This is a genomic window from Pseudomonas sp. HN2-3, from assembly GCF_020691745.1.
Lineage (GTDB): Bacteria > Pseudomonadota > Gammaproteobacteria > Pseudomonadales > Pseudomonadaceae > Aquipseudomonas > Aquipseudomonas capeferrum.
In genome coordinates this window covers 202,749-219,210 of sequence record NZ_CP085704.1, presented here as the reverse complement: position 1 = coordinate 219,210, position 16,462 = coordinate 202,749, and the positions used below count along the sequence as shown (strand labels likewise).

General features: G+C 63.6%; 11 protein-coding genes and 1 tRNA gene. 5 read left to right on the top strand and 7 right to left on the bottom strand.

Translation table 11 applies throughout. The annotated features are described in order from the left end of the window. Positions 1-177: 177 nt before the first annotated feature. The 3 genes from gabD to LJX93_RS00930 all read right to left on the bottom strand — a co-directional run bounded on the left by gabD (position 178) and on the right by LJX93_RS00930 (position 5,991). A complete protein-coding gene (gene gabD, locus LJX93_RS00940; protein WP_027595154.1) occupies positions 178-1,620 on the bottom strand; it encodes an NADP-dependent succinate-semialdehyde dehydrogenase in 1,443 nt (480 codons plus the stop codon). Between the two features lie 340 nt (positions 1,621-1,960). Beyond that, positions 1,961-3,637 (bottom strand): aryl-sulfate sulfotransferase, encoded by a 1,677-nt coding sequence (locus LJX93_RS00935; protein ID WP_033703274.1) that lies wholly within the window; start codon positions 3,635-3,637, stop codon positions 1,961-1,963. A gap of 17 nt (positions 3,638-3,654) precedes the next feature. Then, a complete protein-coding gene (locus tag LJX93_RS00930; protein WP_033703275.1) occupies positions 3,655-5,991 on the bottom strand; it encodes a TonB-dependent receptor in 2,337 nt (778 codons plus the stop codon). 193 nt (positions 5,992-6,184) lie between these two features. Between LJX93_RS00930 and LJX93_RS00925 the strand changes: the two genes are divergently transcribed. After that, on the top strand, positions 6,185-7,099 hold the full coding sequence (locus tag LJX93_RS00925; protein ID WP_095064943.1) for a LysR family transcriptional regulator: 915 nt from the start codon (positions 6,185-6,187) through the stop codon (positions 7,097-7,099). Positions 7,100-7,176: 77 nt separating this feature from the next. Here LJX93_RS00925 and LJX93_RS00920 read toward each other — a convergent pair whose 3' ends face one another. Continuing rightward, entirely contained in the window at positions 7,177-8,082 is a 906-nt protein-coding gene (locus LJX93_RS00920) for a TauD/TfdA dioxygenase family protein (RefSeq protein WP_095064941.1), read from the bottom strand. A gap of 36 nt (positions 8,083-8,118) precedes the next feature. Beyond that, on the bottom strand, positions 8,119-9,156 hold the full coding sequence (locus LJX93_RS00915) for an ABC transporter substrate-binding protein (protein WP_033703279.1): 1,038 nt from the start codon (positions 9,154-9,156) through the stop codon (positions 8,119-8,121). A gap of 296 nt (positions 9,157-9,452) precedes the next feature. Between LJX93_RS00915 and LJX93_RS00910 the strand changes: the two genes are divergently transcribed. The 4 genes from LJX93_RS00910 (at position 9,453) to LJX93_RS00895 (ending at position 13,977) form a co-directional block, all read left to right on the top strand. Next, a complete protein-coding gene (locus LJX93_RS00910) occupies positions 9,453-11,048 on the top strand; it encodes an ABC transporter permease (protein ID WP_227696651.1) in 1,596 nt (531 codons plus the stop codon). Continuing rightward, on the top strand, positions 11,045-11,908 hold the full coding sequence (locus tag LJX93_RS00905; RefSeq protein WP_052040643.1) for an ABC transporter ATP-binding protein: 864 nt from the start codon (positions 11,045-11,047) through the stop codon (positions 11,906-11,908). Before LJX93_RS00910 ends, LJX93_RS00905 begins: the two co-directional genes overlap by 4 nt. Before the next feature lie 100 nt (positions 11,909-12,008). Beyond that, a tRNA-Arg gene (locus LJX93_RS00900) sits at positions 12,009-12,085 on the top strand. 161 nt (positions 12,086-12,246) lie between these two features. Continuing rightward, the gene (locus LJX93_RS00895; protein WP_095064939.1) at positions 12,247-13,977 is read left to right on the top strand and encodes a dipeptidase; all 1,731 of its coding nucleotides are present in this window, start codon (positions 12,247-12,249) and stop codon (positions 13,975-13,977) included. 39 nt (positions 13,978-14,016) lie between these two features. Here the strand turns inward: LJX93_RS00895 and LJX93_RS00890 are convergent, their stop codons facing one another. Together LJX93_RS00890 and LJX93_RS00885 are read right to left on the bottom strand one after the other, a co-directional pair. Continuing rightward, positions 14,017-14,850 carry a hypothetical protein gene (locus tag LJX93_RS00890; RefSeq protein WP_033703282.1) on the bottom strand — a complete coding sequence of 278 codons (834 nt, stop codon included), beginning with the start codon at positions 14,848-14,850 and terminating at the stop codon, positions 14,017-14,019. Further along, on the bottom strand, positions 14,847-16,457 hold the full coding sequence (locus LJX93_RS00885; protein WP_227696649.1) for a hypothetical protein: 1,611 nt from the start codon (positions 16,455-16,457) through the stop codon (positions 14,847-14,849). Before LJX93_RS00885 ends, LJX93_RS00890 begins: the two co-directional genes overlap by 4 nt. Between the last annotated feature and the right edge of the window lie 5 nt (positions 16,458-16,462).

Sequence of the window (16,462 nt, the reverse complement as noted above, 5' to 3'; positions counted from 1 at the left end):
CCTCATTGCGCCGATCGGAATGGCGCTTTTATTCGGGGGTGGCTGGGAGTGCTCGCGCACAGTATTCGTTGATCGACTGCCGTGAACGCCCTGGCCACCAGGTACTGCATGTAAAAAAGGCCAGCGAGACGTCGCTCTCGCGCCCCGCTGGCAGAGGTAAAGCCTTTTAACCGGTGATCAGACGCTGATGCACAGGTATTTGATTTCGAGGTAGTCCTCGATACCGTATTTGGAACCCTCGCGGCCCAGGCCCGAAGCCTTGATGCCGCCGAACGGCGCGACTTCATTGGAGATCAGGCCGGTGTTGATGCCGACCATGCCGTATTCCAGGGCCTCGGCAACACGGAACACACGGCTCATGTCACGGGCGTAGAAGTACGAAGCCAGGCCGAACTCGGTGTCGTTGGACATGGCGATGACTTCGGCTTCGTCCTGGAAGCGGAACAGCGGCGCCAACGGGCCGAAGGTCTCTTCCTTGGCGACAGCAGCAGTCTTCGGCACGTTGACCAGGATGGTCGGCTCGAAGAAGTTGCCTTCGATCAGCTTGCCACCGGCCAGCACCTTGGCGCCTTTGGCGACCGCGTCTTCGATGTGCTCCTGGACCTTGGCGACAGCCTTGCCGTCGATCAGCGGGCCGGTGGTGGTGCCGTCTTCCAGACCGTTACCGATCTTCAGCTTGGCCACTGCGGCGGCCAGCTTCTCGGCGAACGCGTCGTAGACGCCGTCCTGCACGTAGATACGGTTGGCGCAGACGCAGGTCTGGCCGTTGTTGCGGTACTTGGAGATGATCGCGCCCTCGACGGCCTTGTCCAGGTCGGCGTCGTCGAACACGATGAACGGAGCGTTGCCGCCCAGCTCCAGGGAAACCTTCTTGATGTCCTTGGCGCATTCTTGCATCAGCTGGCGACCGATTTCAGTCGAGCCGGTGAAGGACAGTTTGCGTACCAGGGAGTTGCCGGTCAGCTCGCCGCCGACTTCGCCAGCGCTGCCGGTGACGACGCTCAGCACGCCAGCCGGAATACCGGCACGGTGAGCCAGCTCGACCAGGGCCAGGGCGGAGTACGGGGTCTGCGAAGCAGGCTTGAGCACCATGGTGCAGCCCGCGGCCAGGGCCGGGCCGGCTTTACGGGTGATCATCGCCGCCGGGAAGTTCCACGGGGTAATGGCCGCGGTAACGCCGATTGGCTGCTTGATGACGATCAGGCGCTTGTCGGGCTGGTGGCCCGGGATGGTGTCACCGTAGACGCGCTTGGCTTCTTCGGCGAACCACTCGATGAACGAGGCCGCGTAGGCGATTTCGCCCTTGGCTTCGGCCAGTGGCTTGCCTTGCTCGGTGGTCATCAGGCGAGCCAGGTCATCCTGGTTCTCGATCATCAGTTCGAACCAACGACGCAGCTTGGCCGAACGCTCTTTGGCGGTCAGGGCACGCCAGGCCGGCAGGGCCTTGTCGGCGGCTTCGATGGCGCGGCGGGTTTCCGCGGTGCCCATCTTCGGCACGGTACCGATGACTTCGCCGGTGGCCGGGTTGGTCACCTTGATGGTCTGGCCATTGTCCGCATCCAGCCACTCACCATTGATATAGGCTTGCTGGCGGAACAACTGAGCGTCTTTGAGCTGCATGTCGGCTTCCCGAATTGTTGATTGTTGAAAAGCGCCCAAAGCAGGGCATCGAGCGTTTGAAATCTCAAACGAATGCTAAGCGGCTGCTGGGGTGTAGGACAATAGGCTGTTCGAAAAAAAGAACGAATGGTTGAACAGCCCATCTGAAATCGCCCGCAGAACGGCCGCTACAGGGTAGACGATCGGGCGGGGAGAAATGTGAAAGGGGGGTGTTTGGCGTGAGATTTTCAGCGCCTGTGAGATCGAGCGCCGCGCGGGCGGCGCTCGATTTGCGCCCCACCTCAAAACCCAAGGCAAGCGCCCGAAAGCCACACCTCTCTGATCACAAAACGATCAAACCTCAAAACGCCGTGGCCAAGTCGATCACCAACGCCCGATACCCCACGCTCCCCGGCTGGCGGCTGTGCACCTTCAACTCCACCAGCACCTCCTGCGTCCCACGCCGTACCTCGTTCAGCACCGTAGTGGTCAGTTTCTCTGGCGTGAGGAAATTCACCGAAGCCGAGTAAATGAACTGGGTATCGGTCTCGGGCCGGTACGCCACCACTGACGTCACCGGGCTGTACCACTCGTCACCGCGCTGCTTGCCGTACTCCCACACCTGCTCGACCGTGCCCTTGGCCTCGTCGACCTTGTATTCCACCGCGCGGCTGTAGTTGCCGGTCAGTTTGGTCGGGGCAAAGTCACGCCCCCAGCCGTTGTCGAACACGGTCAAGGTGCCTTTGCCGGTCAGCCAGGCCGTGTGCTGGGTCCACGACCAGTCAAAGCCCTCGCTTTCAACCGGCGTCAGCACCTTGTCCCGCAGCCGCTGCGGCCAGCCTTGGGGCGCGGCGAGGATCCACTTCACCGCCTTGTCGCGGCCAATCTTCACCACCCCTTGATGGCGTGCTGAAACGATGATGCTGTCGTCATCTGCGTCGTAATCGATGGCATTGACGTGCGCCCAGTTGCGCCCCGTACCCACCCCAGGGGTGTCGCCGAACGGCAGGTCGCCTTCGGCCAGCTCGTTGGCCAGCCGGTCGTCCTGCTTCTGCACCCCGTCGGGCAGCTGGATCGCGGCCTTGCCAAGGGTTTCCAGCAGGTCACCACGGTACGGGTCGAGGATCTGGTTCAGGTCCCAGAAGTCCAGTACATCCCCCGCCTCGTTGACCTCGATGATGTGGTCGCGGATCGAGCGCACGCGCTTGCCGTCCGGGCGGCGGTAGTCGCTGGTGCCCACCCGCAGCAGGTAGCTGCCGTTGGCGGTCTCGCGGATTTCGTGGGAGAAGTCGGCAAACTTGTCCGGCAAGCTGCGTTGCCAGATACGTCGGCCGAGCAGGTCGTACTTGGAGTAGGTCTGGCCCTGGCCCCAGATCAACTTGCCATCGCGGGTCTGCTGGAAGCCCATGGTGCCACCCAGGCCGTCACGGCGGTTGGAATCGTGGATCTGCTCGATGTCCAGGTACCAGCGCACGTCGCCATTAGTGTCGGCGATCCAGTTGTTGCCCACCTGGTCCCACTCGGCCGCCCCCCCCAGGCCATTCCACTTGAAGGCCCGGCCACCGGGGATATCACCCTGCAGGTGGTTGAACAGGTACAGGCGCTGCTCGAAGCCTGGCGCGACCTTGACCGGCTCGACCTCAGGCAACGCCGCAGTCTGCCTGGCCACCACCGGCAGACGCACCGCCGGCGCGTAGACCTGATAACGCTCGCGGATGCGCTCGCCGTCGAGCTTGTAGGTCACTTCCACCTGGTTGACGTAGTCGGGGTAAAGGCCGAACACCGGGATGCCGCCATAGGTCCAGAGCGAGCGGTCGGACACCTCGTAGGCGATATCCACGCCCCGCTCGCCCCGGCCCAGCACCCGCACATGGGCCGCGCTCAGTGCGCGCCCGCCGTCGCGGATGATGGCCGTCAGCGGGGCCAGGCGGTACGGGTTGACCAGCACATCGCCCAACAGTGCCGCATCGGGTGCAGGGACCTTGGCGGTGAGGCAGGCGCCTTCAGGCAGTGCGGGGGTTTCGGTTTTGGCATTCATGGCAAAGCTCCTTGTGCTCAGAAGTCGTAACGGGCGGTGGCGCCGAAGGTGCGAGGCGTGCCGAGTACCCCGGCATAGCCACCGTTGGCGGAGTTCCACAGGCTGGTGAAGTAGGTCTTGTCGCCGGCGTTTTTCACCCACAGCGACAGGTCGAGCACGCCGTCGCCCTGGTCCAGGCGCACGCCGGTGGACAGGTTGACCAGCGCGTAACTGGGGATCTGGCCGAAATCGGAATCGTCGATGGTGCCCACCGCCCTGGAGCGGAAGGCATAGCTGGCGGTGACATAGGGCTCGATGCGCTCGGCCAACTGCCACTTGTACTGGGCATTGAGGTTGGCGATGTACTTGGAGGCGCCGACCACCTGGTGGCCCGACAGGTCGCAGGTAGCGGTGGCATTGGCCAGGCTGACCTCTGGCGGGCATGGCGCATCGTCGTACTCGGTGTAGCGCACGTCGTTCCATGAGCCGTTGAAGTTGACCGTGAGGCCGCGCACCGGCAGCGCCGTGGCCTCGAACTCCAGGCCCCGCGAGCGCACGCGCCCGGCGTTGGCCAGGTACTGCACGCGGTTGACCTGGTCATACACGTTGGCCTGGTAGCCATGCACTTCGGCCCAGAACAGGTTGGCGTTGAGCTGCAGGCGATCGTCGAACAGCGTGCTCTTGACCCCGACCTCGGCATTGTTAACCCGCTCGGTCCCCACCAGCAGCGAGTCAGTGCCCAGGCGCGGCGCGGCGCCGACGGTCAGGTTGATACCACCGGACTTCTCACCGTGGGTCAGGGTGGCGTAGCCCAGTACCTGGTCGTTGAAGCGGTAACTCAGGCCAAGCAGGCCAGAGGGGCTGAAGCTGTACTGGTTGAGGTCGCCCGAGTCATAGGCGCCCACCCGGCCCTGACGCGCCGCTGCTGCCGCGCCGGTGACCGCCGCGCCGCCGGTTGGTGCATCGCGGGTCACCCAGGCACTCTTCTCTTCGTAGGTGCCGCGGATGCCGGCGGTGAAGTCGAGGCGGTCGGTGACGTGCCAGGTGCCCTGGGCGAACAGCGCATAGCTGTCGGTGTCGATGTGCCCGTCACCCAAGGTGTTGACGTTGTTCAGGGCACCAGCCGGAGTGAGGTTCCAGGTATCTGCCTGGGGGCCGTAGTAAGTGAACGATGTGTTGTCCAGGTCCTGCTTGAAGTAGTACGCGCCCAGCACGTAGTCGAAGGCGCCACCGGTGGGCGAAGCCAGGCGAATTTCCTGCGAATACTGCTTGTCGCGCACCGACACCCCGGCGCTGTAGAACACCGGCACGTCCAGGCCATCGTCGTTGCGCGGGGTGAAGTCCCACCAGCGGTAGGCGGTAATCGACGTCAGGGTGAAATCATTGGGCAGGGTCCAGTTGGCCTCTACCGAGGTGCCCCCCTGGAACACCGTTACCTGCTGGTCGGCGTCGAAATTGACCTTGCGGTCCTTGCCCGACACCAGTGTCGCGCCGGCCTGGGCGGCCAGGCTCTCGTAGCGGTTGACGCCATTGAGGGTGGGGCCAGTGCTGTACAGGCTGAGTATGCCGTTGTTGGAGTCTTCTTCGTTGTACTCGCCGATCCAGCGCAGGTTGAAGGTTTCGCTGGGCTTGAACAGCAGTTGGGTGCGAAAGCCCTGGCGCTTGCCGCCGTTGAGGTCGTCGCCGTTGTGGATGTTTTTCACATAGCCATCGTCTTCGCTGCGGTAAGCGCTGATGCGCCCGGCCAAGGTGTCGCTGATCGGCCCCGAGAAGCTGCCTTGGGTCTGCAGGTAACCGTCCTCACCGATGGACTGCTGAATGCTGCCCTCGCGGTGGAAGGTCGGCTTGCGCGTGGTGATGTTGAGCACGCCGGCGGTGGTGTTCTTGCCGAACAGCGTGCCTTGCGGGCCGCGCAGCACTTCAAGCTGCTCGACATCCAGCAGGTCGAATACCGCCATGCCGGGGCGGCCAAGGTAGACGTTGTCCAGGTAGATGCCAACGCTGCCTTCCAGGCCATCGCTGGCCGGGTTGTTGCCCAGGCCACGAATCGAGATGCTCGACTGACGCGCATGCACATAAGCGACGTTGGTGCTCGGCACCAGCTGCTGCAGGTCCTGCACGCGGTAGATGCGCTGGGTTTCCAGGGTTTCGCTGTTCAGCACGCTGATCGGTGTAGGCACGCTTTGCGCGGTTTCCTCACGCCGGCGGGCGTTGACGGTAACAGTGCCAAGTTTGGCTTCCTGCTCCACGGCGGGGGCGGTAGTGGCAGGCGTTTCGGCGAAGCTGCCACTGGATGCCGCCAGCAGCACGCCGGCGGCCAGGGGTTGCAGGGTGAACCGCGATGCGCGCGCAGGCCAACGGGAAACTCGGGACATGCTGATGCTCCTTGAGGCATGGGCCCTGGGCGAGCATTTCCGTTGGCGGAACCGAATCGCGGTCAGTCGGGCTTATATTCTTTTAAGTGATATAAATATTTGTAATTCATATTTAGTGGAATAAGTAAGACCCTTTATAAGGGGACTCACCCTTGTCAGCAATTGCATTTGACCGAAGGTTTTAATGTAGAAAATGCATATCGATCTCCGTCAGCTGCGCCACTACATTGCCCTGGTCGAGCACCGCAGTTTCGTGGCTGCGGCGGCCGCGGTTAACCTCTCGCAATCGGCCTTCAGCCGCAGCATCCAGACCCTTGAGCACAACATCGGCTGCCGACTGGTAGACCGCGCCAGCAAAGAGCTGGCCCCCACCCGCCAAGGCTTGCTGGTGCTGGAACATTCGCGCCGGCTGGTGCACGGGGCGCACAACCTGGTCAACGAGATCCACCAGTTCAACGGTGCCACCACCGGTGTGGTGCGCTTCGGCTCCGGCCCCGCGCCGGCCGGGGGCTTGGTGCCGCGGGCGGTGGCGCGTTTCGTGGCTGAATACCCGGCGGCGCGCACGTGTTTTCAGGTGGATAACTGGCAGGCGCTGAACCGTCGGCTGATTGCCGAAGAGATCGAATTCTTTGTCGCCGACACGCGCCAGTTCGAGTCAGACCCGGATTACCGCGTGCACAAGCTGACGCCGCAGCGCTGGCACTTCTGCTGCCGCGCCGGGCACCCGCTGACCACCCGCCCGGCCGTGCAGGCACGGGACCTGTTCGAGTACCCGCTGGCCACCACCTTGCGCCCACCGAACATTCGCAAGATCCTCAGCGACCTCAGCGGGCGACAGGACTTTCTGCCCTCGGTGGAATGCGAACACGGCTATGCGCTGCTCAACGTGGTGATGCATTCGGACACCATCGGCATTGCCTGCAATGCCAACCTGCGGCCGTATCAGCGGGATGGGGGACTGGTGGCGCTGAAGCTTGCAGACCTGGCGCCGGAGCAGGAAGAGGCGTTCTATACCCGCTATGGGGTGGTGAGCCGAGTGGGGTATGGGCTGTCGCCGTTGGCGCAGGGGTTGGTCAGGCAGTTGATTGCCTGTGATACAGAGGTATGACCGGCATACCCCTATAGACGCGGCCTTGCCGGGTCGCCTGACCGGTCGGAAAGGGCCGCAAAGCGGCCCCAACAGGCTCACCCCTTCCGCGTGGTGCGGCTCAGTTGCCCATCCACCCCAACCGGCACCTCACCCGCCAAGGTGACCCGCCGCACGATCCGCGGCTGGGTGCCGTAGTCATCCACCGCATAATGCTGGGTCGCGCGGTTGTCCCAAATCGCCACATCCCCCGCTTGCCAGCGCCAGCGCACGGTATTTTCCAAACGCGTGACATGCCCTTGCAGCACCGCAAACAGGTGCTGTGAGTCGGCCAGCGAATACCCTTTGATGCGTTTCACGAAGTGCCCCAGCTGCAGCGCCCGCTCACCGCTGATCGGGTGCACGCGCACTACCGGGTGCTCGGTCTCGTACACCGTCGAGGTGAACACCTTGCGATAGCGCTCAAGCTTGGCCGGGTCGACGTCAGGTTTGATGGATGCGTAGTCGTATTCGTTGCTGTGCACCGCCCACAGCTTGTCAGCCAGCTCGCGCAGCGGCTCGGGCAGTTCCTGGTAGGCTGCCGCCGTGTTGGCCCAGACGGTATCGCCACCGGACGTCGGCGCCACCACGCTGCGCAGGACCGAAGCCTTGGGGTAGGCATCGACGAAAGTCACGTCGGTGTGCCAGGAATTGGCCCGCTGGCCCTCGGCACCGTCAAGCTGCAGCAGGTAGCTGGTGCCATCTACCACCGGCACCGTGGGGTGCGCGACCGGCTCGCCAAGCAGCTTGGCGAAGCCTTCCTGGCTCTGGTCGTCCAGGTGCGTCTGGCCACGGAAGAAGATCACCTTGTGCTGGACCAAGGCGGCCTGAATGGCCTCTACAGTGGCGGCATCCAGGTCGGCAGAAAGCTTCAACCCGCGGATCTCGGCGCCGATACGGCCGGCAACCGGGTGAATATCGAGTTCAAGGGCGAGTGGCGCGGTGGCCAGGGCGGCATTGCTCATGGTCGTGGTCCTTACGGTTGTTGTCGGTTCAGAAGGTCAGCGGGCGGCCTGCACGGCCTGTTGCTGTTGCAGTGCGGCGTCGAGAAAACGTGGTTCGACCCAGTCGGCAACCTGGAAGCCGCGGCGGATCAGGCGCTCCTTGGCAGCCAGGTCGACGCCCTGCTGCAGCTGGGCCAGGAAGTCGGCGTCCAGGCGTGGGTCGAAGTAATGCGCGAGGCTTTCCTGGGCCAGGTCGTCGCTGAGAATGCTGCGCGGCCAGCTGGCGTTATTCGCCACCAGGTCGACGTAGGCATCACGGTTGTGTTCGTCGCGCAGCCACTCGGTGGCCTGTTCCTGGGCATTGACCAGGCGCTGCACCAGGTCGGGGTGCTGGCGGATGAACGCGCCGGTACCCAGCAGTACCGCCTGGGTGCTGCCGGCGCCTTGCAGGTCACGCGAACTGACGGGCAGTTCGACCAAGCCGCGTTCACGCAGCGAGAGCAGGTTGGACAGGCCCCAGGTGGCGTCGATCTGCTTGGCGGCCAGTGCGGCGTTGGCGGCGTTGAAGTCCAGGTTGATCACCTTCAGGTCACGCTCGGACAACCCCTGGCTGGCCAGCGCACTGGCGAACGACAGCTGGTTGGCGGTACCGCGGAACACCGCCACGCGCTTGCCCTTGAGGTCGTGCAGGGTGTTGATGCCAGACCCCGGCACCACACCCAGGTAGCTTTTCACCCCACGCACACCGGCCGACAGCACGCGGGTATCCAGGCCATTGGCCTTGCCGACGATCGCAGCCAGGTCGCCCAGGTAGGCGAAGTCGGCCTGGCCGTTGGCCAACGCCTCATTCACCACCGGGCCCGCGCCCTTGAAGAAGTGCCAGTCGATGCGGATGCCGTCCTTGGCGAACTCCTTCTCTAGAAGTTGCTGGTCACGCAACACATCGACCACGCCGCCGGCACTGTGCTTGCTGCCTGCGCTCAGGTCGGGGACGGCGATGCGGATGCTCTCTGGCTTGGCCGATTCAAGCGCGTGAGCGTTGAGGGTGAAGACCAGCCCAAGGGCGGTGATCAGGTGGCGGATGGGGGTGTTCATGGCAAGGCTCCTTGGCAGGCTGCCACCGACGATGGCCGGCGCTTTGGGCAGAAGCTAGGCGGGACTGGCTAGAACATACAAAGATCAAAACTTCATTTTTTAGTAACCAGAAGGCATAAACCAAGCGGTGTGCGGGGCCGCGGGGGGCTTGTGGAGAACGCATGGAAAATATGAGGAAAACGCAACGGCAGGGGGCTTCCGTAGGCGGGGTGTGCGTGCTCTTATCTCTTGAAATGCGCACTGATTAATTTTTTATTCCATTAGTGCATAAAGTGAAAACGCTTTGAGAGATGGCGATGAATGGAATTCTGAATTGGGGGCGGGGGCGGCGTCGGGGGCCGCTGCGCAGCCCTTTCGCGACGCAAGGCCGCTCCTACAAGGGCGCATACCTTTCGTGGGTATTGCCGGGGGTGATCGCGCTGTTGTGGGGGGTCGCCAGCCAGCAACACTGGATGAGCGAGCAGATACTGCCGGCGCCGGCGCTGGTGTGGCAGAGCGCGGTGGAGTTTGGTTCGGGGGAGCTTTGGGGGCACCTGTGGATAAGTTTGCAGCGGCTGTTCTGGGGGTTGGCGGTCGGTATTGCCAGCGGGCTGCTGCTGGGCACCTGGCTGGGGTCGTCGCGGCGGGCACAGACGCTGGTGCTGCCGACCTTCGTGGCGCTGGCGCAAATCCCGACCCTGGCCTGGATTCCGCTGTTCATGCTGTTCTTCGGCATCGGCGAGTTGCTCAAGCTGGTGGTGTTGGTAAAAGCCGTGGTGGTTCCTGTCACCCTGCACACCTTGGTTGGCGTGCGCGATGCCCAGCCCAAACTGCGTGAAGCCGCAGCGGCCCTGCGCCTGCCACGCCACTTGTGGTTCCTGCGCCTGCTGCTGCCTGCCGCCCTGCCCGCCTTTCTGACTGGCGTACGCCTGGCCCTGGCCACCGGCTGGACGTCGTTGCTGGCCGTGGAGCTGCTGGCCTCCAGCGAAGGCATCGGCTACCTGATGGTGTGGGGCCGGCAACTGTTCATGCTCGACCTGGTGTTGCTCTGCATCCTGGTCATCGGCCTGGTCGGAGCGCTGATGGAGCAAGGCTTCTCGCGCCTGGAAAAACGCCTGTTGTTCTGGCCGCAACCCGCTACCGGCGAGCAACAGCGCGGCCCCATCCCCAAGGGTTGGCAGAGCCTGCTGCTGCCGGCCGCGCTGCTGGCCCTGTGGCAGGCCAGCAGCAGCCTTGGCTGGGTCGACCAGAACATTCTCACCTCGCCCCTGGGCGTGCTGCGGACCCTGTTCAGCGGGCTGGCGGACGGCACGCTGACAGAGGCGTTGCTGCTGAGCCTGCAACGTACCCTGAGCGGCCTGGCCCTTGGCGGCGGCGCGGGCTTGCTGGTGGGCGTGCTGCTCGGGCTTTCACACCATGCCGAACGCGTGTTCGGGCCAAGCCTGACCGCCGTGCGCCAGGTGGCGTTGTTCGCCTGGGTGCCGCTGCTCACCGCCTGGTTCGGCCTGGGCGAAGGCGCCAAGACCGTGTTTGTGGCCCTGGCTGCGTTCTTCCCGCTGCTTATCGCTACCCAGCGTGGCATCGCCGGGTTGTCGCCACAGCTGGGTGAGGCGGCCCGCACCTTGCGCCTGGGCCTGCTGGAACGCCTACACCGGCTGGTGCTGCCGGGCGCCGCACCGGCGATTTTTGCCGGCCTGCGCCTGTCGCTGATCTATGCCTGGCTGGGCACCATCGGCGCGGAATACTTCATGCCCTCAGACGGCGGCATCGCCAGCCTGATGATCGGTGCGCAACAGCTGTTTCGCATGGACCAGGTGATGGCTGCCATGGTCTTGATCGGCCTGGTCGGTGCCCTGCTCGGCACCCTCGGACAACGCCTCGAATCGCGCGCCACGCGCTGGAGAACTGCATGAACGCCTTCAACACCTCGCACCTGCCCGCCGCCAACCAGGCCGACGTCTCCCCGCCGCTGGTCAGCTTCGAGGGAGTCGGTAAAGTCTTCAGCGTCGATGGCCAACCGTTCGAGGCCATCCGCGATTTCAACCTGGCGATCAACCAAGGCGAGTTCATCGCCATCGTGGGTGCGTCCGGCTGCGGCAAGTCCACCCTGCTGCGCCTGCTGGTCGGGCTCGACACCGACTACAGCGGCAGCATCCGCGTCGACGGGCAGCCGGTCAGGGGCATCGGTGGCGAGCGCGGCATCGTGTTTCAGGAACACCGCCTGTTCCCTTGGCTGACGGTGGAGCAGAACATCGCCCTGGGGCTGGTCAACGAGTCGCTCACCCAGGGCGAACGCGCCAGGCGGGTGCATGAGTTCGTTTTGCTGGTCGGGCTCAGCGGGTTCGAATCGGCTTACCCACACCAGCTTTCCGGTGGCATGGCCCAGCGCGTCGCGATTGCCCGCGGGTTGGTGGCAAGCCCGCGTATTCTGCTGCTCGACGAGCCTTTCGGTGCCCTCGATGCACTGACCCGCCAGCAACTGCAGGATGAACTGCTGGCGATTCGTGAACGCGCCGGCATCACCACCCTGTTGGTGACGCACGATGCCGAGGAGGCGACGTACCTGGCTGACCGGGTGGTGGTGCTGGAACCACGGCCGGGGCGGATCAAGTCGGTGGTCGAGATTGATCTGCCGCACCCGCGGCTGCGTACGGGCGTGGCATTGCATGGGCTGCGCGAAAAGGTGCTGCACCAGATCACCGGTGACGGTGGTTACCTGCCGCAACCGGCGCGCCGGGTCGAAGGGCTGCGGCCTGAACTGATTGCGCTATGAATGGCTAGCGCGCGCTGCCACAGGATCACCCCGGGGAAAAACAGCCACAGATCAAGGCGATGGACGCAACCGAAACAGATGGGTATCATGCGTGCGCGTTGCACTCGTAGCTCAGCTGGATAGAGTACTGCCCTCCGAAGGCAGGGGTCGTGGGTTCGAATCCCGCCGAGTGCGCCATCTTCGAAAGCCCTGGGATTATTCCCGGGGCTTTTTCGTTTGTGCGACATGTCGCGTTTCTGGTACTCCCGTACCGCAGAGCATTGGTGTTAGCGTGGGCACCTTCCCGTTTTTCGAACGGGTACCTCCCTACAACGATTCGCGAAGGAATGCGCGCACCCATGCACCTGAAAAAACTCACCGCAACCTCACTGCTGCTGGCCAGTATCGGCCTGTTCAGCGTGCCGGCCCAGGCCAACCTCTCCCAGCAACAATCTGCGGCCATCATCAAGGCCTACGACGGCACCGACCCTGCGGACTTCAAGCAGTTCATCGGCAAGCTCAACGGCAGCGACCTGGCCAAGGCCGACAACCTCGGCGATACGCTGAGCGCCTACCTGGCCAACAAACCCCTGGCCGTCGAACAGCAAAACGAGATCAACCGCCTGCTGGGCCTGTATACCCGCATCAAGTACGGCAAGGCCGCCACCGAAACACTGCGTGAACTGGTGGCCATCCCCACCTTCAGCGTCGACGGTGTGCCGCAGCACGAGAACCCGCAATTCCTGAAGATCGCCGACAAGATCAAAGCCCTGGCCGAAGGCTTTGGCCTGACGTTCCGCAATGTCGACAACCGGGTCTACGAGATCACCCTCGGCGAAGGCAAGGAAGTGGTCGGCATTCATGCCCACGCCGATGTGGTGCCGGTCAACCCGGACAACTGGAAGCTGGACGATGGCACCCGCCTCGACCCGTTCAAGGTCACCCTGGTAGGTGACCGCATGTACGGCCGTGGCACCGAAGACGACAAGAACGGCATCGTCGTGGCGCTGTATGCACTGAAGGTGGCCAAGGACGAAAACCTGCCCCTGGCCCGGCAGCTGAAACTGCTGGTGGACACCACCGAAGAGACCAGCGGGGATGCCATCCCCTACTACTTCGAGCGCAACCCGACGCCCGACTACAACCTGGCGCTCGATGGCGGCTACCCGGTGGTGATAGCCGAGAAGGGCTACGGCACGGTGATGGCCAGCTTCGACAAACGCGCCGCCAGCGGCCAGGGCGCTGAAATCACCCACCTCACCGGCGGCCTGGCCACCAACCAGATCCCCACCACCTCGGTAGCCACCCTGGCCAGCGACAAGCCGGCTGAACTGGCAGCAAGCCTGAACAAGGCCGGTGCCGAGTACGTGAAGGGCAATGGCGGTGACTTCAAGATCGACGCCAAGGTGGCCGGCAAGGACGTGCTGCTGACCGTCACCGGCGTCTCGGCCCACTCTTCGGAGCCCGAGTCTGGGGTCAACCCGGTGGCGCGCATGCTGGTGTTCATCGATGGCCTGGGCCAACAGGTGCCGCTCAAGCACAACCAGTTCACCGACGCCGCTCGCTATGCCAACGACAACTGGGGCCTGGACTACCTGGGCAAGAAGCTGGGCGTAGGCTTCGAAGATGCGTTCATGGGCCCGCTGACCGCCTCGCTGACCTTCGTCGGCGTGGATGACAAGGGGCTGAAACTGGCGGTGAACCTGCGCATCCCGAAAGGCAAGCCGGTCGCCACGATCAAGCAGGAACTGGTAGCCAGACTGGGCAAATGGACCAGCACCCGCCATGTCCCGGTCGCCTTCGACTACAGCCTCGACGAGCCGATGTTCCGCAACCCGGAAGGCGAATGGGTCAAGGCCCTGCTGGCCGTGGCCAGCGAAAACCTGGGCATGAAACATGAGTTCGGCACCTCGGCGGGTGCCACCTCGGTGCATGACCTGCCCAACGGCGTGCAATTCGGCCTGGCCATGCCTGATGTGAAGTACACCGGGCATAACGACAACGAGTTCAAGACCGTGGAGCAGTTCATGCTGGATCTGCAGGTAGTGAGCGAGATGGTCGCGCGCATCGGGCAGATGCCGAAGCTGTAAGCAAGCGCACTGGGGCCGCAGCGCGGCCCCAGTGTCTGATTACCGAAGGTCGGTGCTCAGGCTCGGTGTACCAAAGCCTTCCAGCGTCGCGTTGGACGCATTCAGGTACTGCGCCCAGAAGTTGTTAAGCGCATCCATGGTCTTGCCGGAACGGTAGGCATGCTTCACCGCGTCGGTGACCAGGCCCGCGCCAGACACATACACCCGTGCACCCTGCAGGTCCGCATACAGCCCCTTGCTTTGCGCAAGCTTGAGCTCGCTGGCGACATCCAGCTGCTTGATCTGATTGGCGGCGTAGAAGCTGGTGTAGTCGGAATGCTCGAGCATGTCCGAAATCAGGTACACCACCCGCTCCTGGACACCCTGCTCCTTGCCCATGTCTTCACCCACGCGGCGCAGCGTGTTCATGATCTCGCTCTTGGGGATGTCCTGGCGGGCTTCACGCAGGCCTTTCACGAACAAGCCGCCAAAGCCTGCCTGAAAGGCTTTTTTCTGGGTCGCCAGGCACTGGTCCAGGCCACGCAGTTTGCGCATGTTCACATCGTCACGCACCTCGCCCTGCAACGGCATGTCCAGCTCGCCGGCATACACCAGGCGCTGATACTCACCCGGCAGGAACGCCGAGAAGGTATACAGCCTGACGCGATCGCCCGGCTGCACGAACCGGTCGATCTGGCCCCAGCTGCTGCGCTGCAGGTCTTCAGGCATCGGGATGGTCTGATCGATGATCACCACCAGCTCGCGGCCGGTCCCTGCTGGCTTGATATCGGCCAGGCCGTTGCGCGTGTAGCAGCTCTGCAGGTCGTTGCGTTCGGCGGCCAGCGCTGCACACGGCAGCGCCAGCGCAAGGATCAGGGCCTTGGCAAGCCTCATGACAGCATGCCCTCCTTGTTCGCCGGGAACAGGCCAAGCGCCTTCAGCGCCTGCTGTTGCTCGCGGATATCACGCAGTTGCGCCTCACTGACATTCAGCGCACGGCTGGCGGCGGCCAGGCTTTCTTCCGGCAGGCCGGTGACATCGTGGAAGTCAGACGCCTTGATAGCGGCCGGCTCGACCACTGCCGCAACTGGGGCAGCTGGGGCAACGGCAGGCTGGGGCTCGACCGGCGCGGCGGCGGCGACGGCGACGGCGACCGCAGCTGGCGCTGGCGCAACGGCTTCAACGGGCCGAACTGGCTTTTCCGGCTTCTCCGAGATTTTGTCTGCCTTGTGCTCGACGAAACTCAGGAAATTGCGGCGGGCGGTATTTTCCCCGTCCAGCGCAGTCAGCACGTTGGCATCGGTGTGATCGCGGCTGGACAACAAGGTCTGCAGGCGACGCAGCTTGTCATCGGCATGGCTGGCGATGGCCGAACGCTGCTGATCCATTGCATCGAGCATCTCTTCGGAGGTGGCGTACTTGTGGGTACGCTGCCAGGCGGTATGCGAGTGCGTACCGGCGAAGAAGTAGCGGCTCGCCAACCACAGGCTGATGCCTTGAATCGCCACGTAGATCAGCGACAGCATCACATAGGTGGTCAGGCTGGCCTTGCGGATCGCCTGCATCTTGTCGTCGATGGTGGCGTTATCCGCTTCATCGTTGATGGCCTGGGACTCTGCCGGCAGGTCGAATGGCGACCCTGCAGTGCTGCTTTGCGAGGACGCTTCGGCACGCATGCCGTTGACCATTTCGGTCTCGATGCTGTCCAGGGTGGCCGAACGGATGACGAAGGCGCCGATGGCCATGGCAACCACGAACACACCACAAGTGATCAACCAGAAGAACTTGCGCGTGACGTTGGCGTTTACATCCTTTACGCGGGCCAGCAGCTGCTCGTAGTCAGGCTTGTCCGAGTCGTCGAACGAGTCTTCCAGGTTGATCGCTTTGTTGGACTTCAGGGAGCGGGAGCGCTTGGAGGGCTCTTCACCTTGCCACCAGTGGCGGGCGCGGGCGACCAGGCTGTTGTGGTGCAACGCGTGCCCGGCGGCTTCGGCAAGAAACGCCGAGGCGACGGCCAGCAGGATCGCCACAAAAGCGGTCAGCCAATGACGGTCGTTGGTGGAGGCATCCATGTTCACCCAGCCGGCGACCACATAGGCGAAGCCCATGGCCTCGACCACCACCAACATCAGTACTACCGCCAATACCCACCACGGGCGCGCAGAACGCCCGGCCTCACCAGCCTTGGACAGGTAATCGAGGTAGGCGCTGTAGGCGTTCGCGTCCTTGGCGTACAGCTTGAATTTTTTGTTGTACACGTTCGCCAGGTTGACTTCGTGGTTGATCCAGCCGTCACCGTCGACCGAAGCTGGCTTGCGCGACAAGCGCGCCACCGTGCCGATCAAGGGGAAGCTGTGCCAGACACGGATCAGAAAGTAGGACACCTCTTCCCAGTAGTTACGCACGATCACCGCCGTGATCAGCAGCGAAAGCAGGCCAGCGGAAAGCAACTGATTAGCGAGAATCAGCGATTTGAGTGCAGCAAGCGAAAAGTCTTCCATTCAGG

What these genes read in the sequence shown, in the direction of transcription:
- LJX93_RS00905 (WP_052040643.1), top strand. Translation starts at nt 11,045, where the DNA reads ATGAACGCCTTCAACACCTCGCACCTGCCCGCCGCCAACCAGGCCGAC.
- LJX93_RS00925 (WP_095064943.1), top strand. Translation starts at nt 6,185, where the DNA reads ATGCATATCGATCTCCGTCAGCTGCGCCACTACATTGCCCTGGTCGAG.
- LJX93_RS00890 (WP_033703282.1), bottom strand. Translation starts at nt 14,850, where the DNA reads ATGAGGCTTGCCAAGGCCCTGATCCTTGCGCTGGCGCTGCCGTGTGCA.
- LJX93_RS00935 (WP_033703274.1), bottom strand. Translation starts at nt 3,637, where the DNA reads ATGAATGCCAAAACCGAAACCCCCGCACTGCCTGAAGGCGCCTGCCTC.
- LJX93_RS00920 (WP_095064941.1), bottom strand. Translation starts at nt 8,082, where the DNA reads ATGAGCAATGCCGCCCTGGCCACCGCGCCACTCGCCCTTGAACTCGAT.
- LJX93_RS00885 (WP_227696649.1), bottom strand. Translation starts at nt 16,457, where the DNA reads ATGGAAGACTTTTCGCTTGCTGCACTCAAATCGCTGATTCTCGCTAAT.
- LJX93_RS00895 (WP_095064939.1), top strand. Translation starts at nt 12,247, where the DNA reads ATGCACCTGAAAAAACTCACCGCAACCTCACTGCTGCTGGCCAGTATC.
- LJX93_RS00930 (WP_033703275.1), bottom strand. Translation starts at nt 5,991, where the DNA reads ATGTCCCGAGTTTCCCGTTGGCCTGCGCGCGCATCGCGGTTCACCCTG.
- gabD (WP_027595154.1), bottom strand. Translation starts at nt 1,620, where the DNA reads ATGCAGCTCAAAGACGCTCAGTTGTTCCGCCAGCAAGCCTATATCAAT.
- LJX93_RS00910 (WP_227696651.1), top strand. Translation starts at nt 9,453, where the DNA reads ATGAATGGAATTCTGAATTGGGGGCGGGGGCGGCGTCGGGGGCCGCTG.
- LJX93_RS00915 (WP_033703279.1), bottom strand. Translation starts at nt 9,156, where the DNA reads ATGAACACCCCCATCCGCCACCTGATCACCGCCCTTGGGCTGGTCTTC.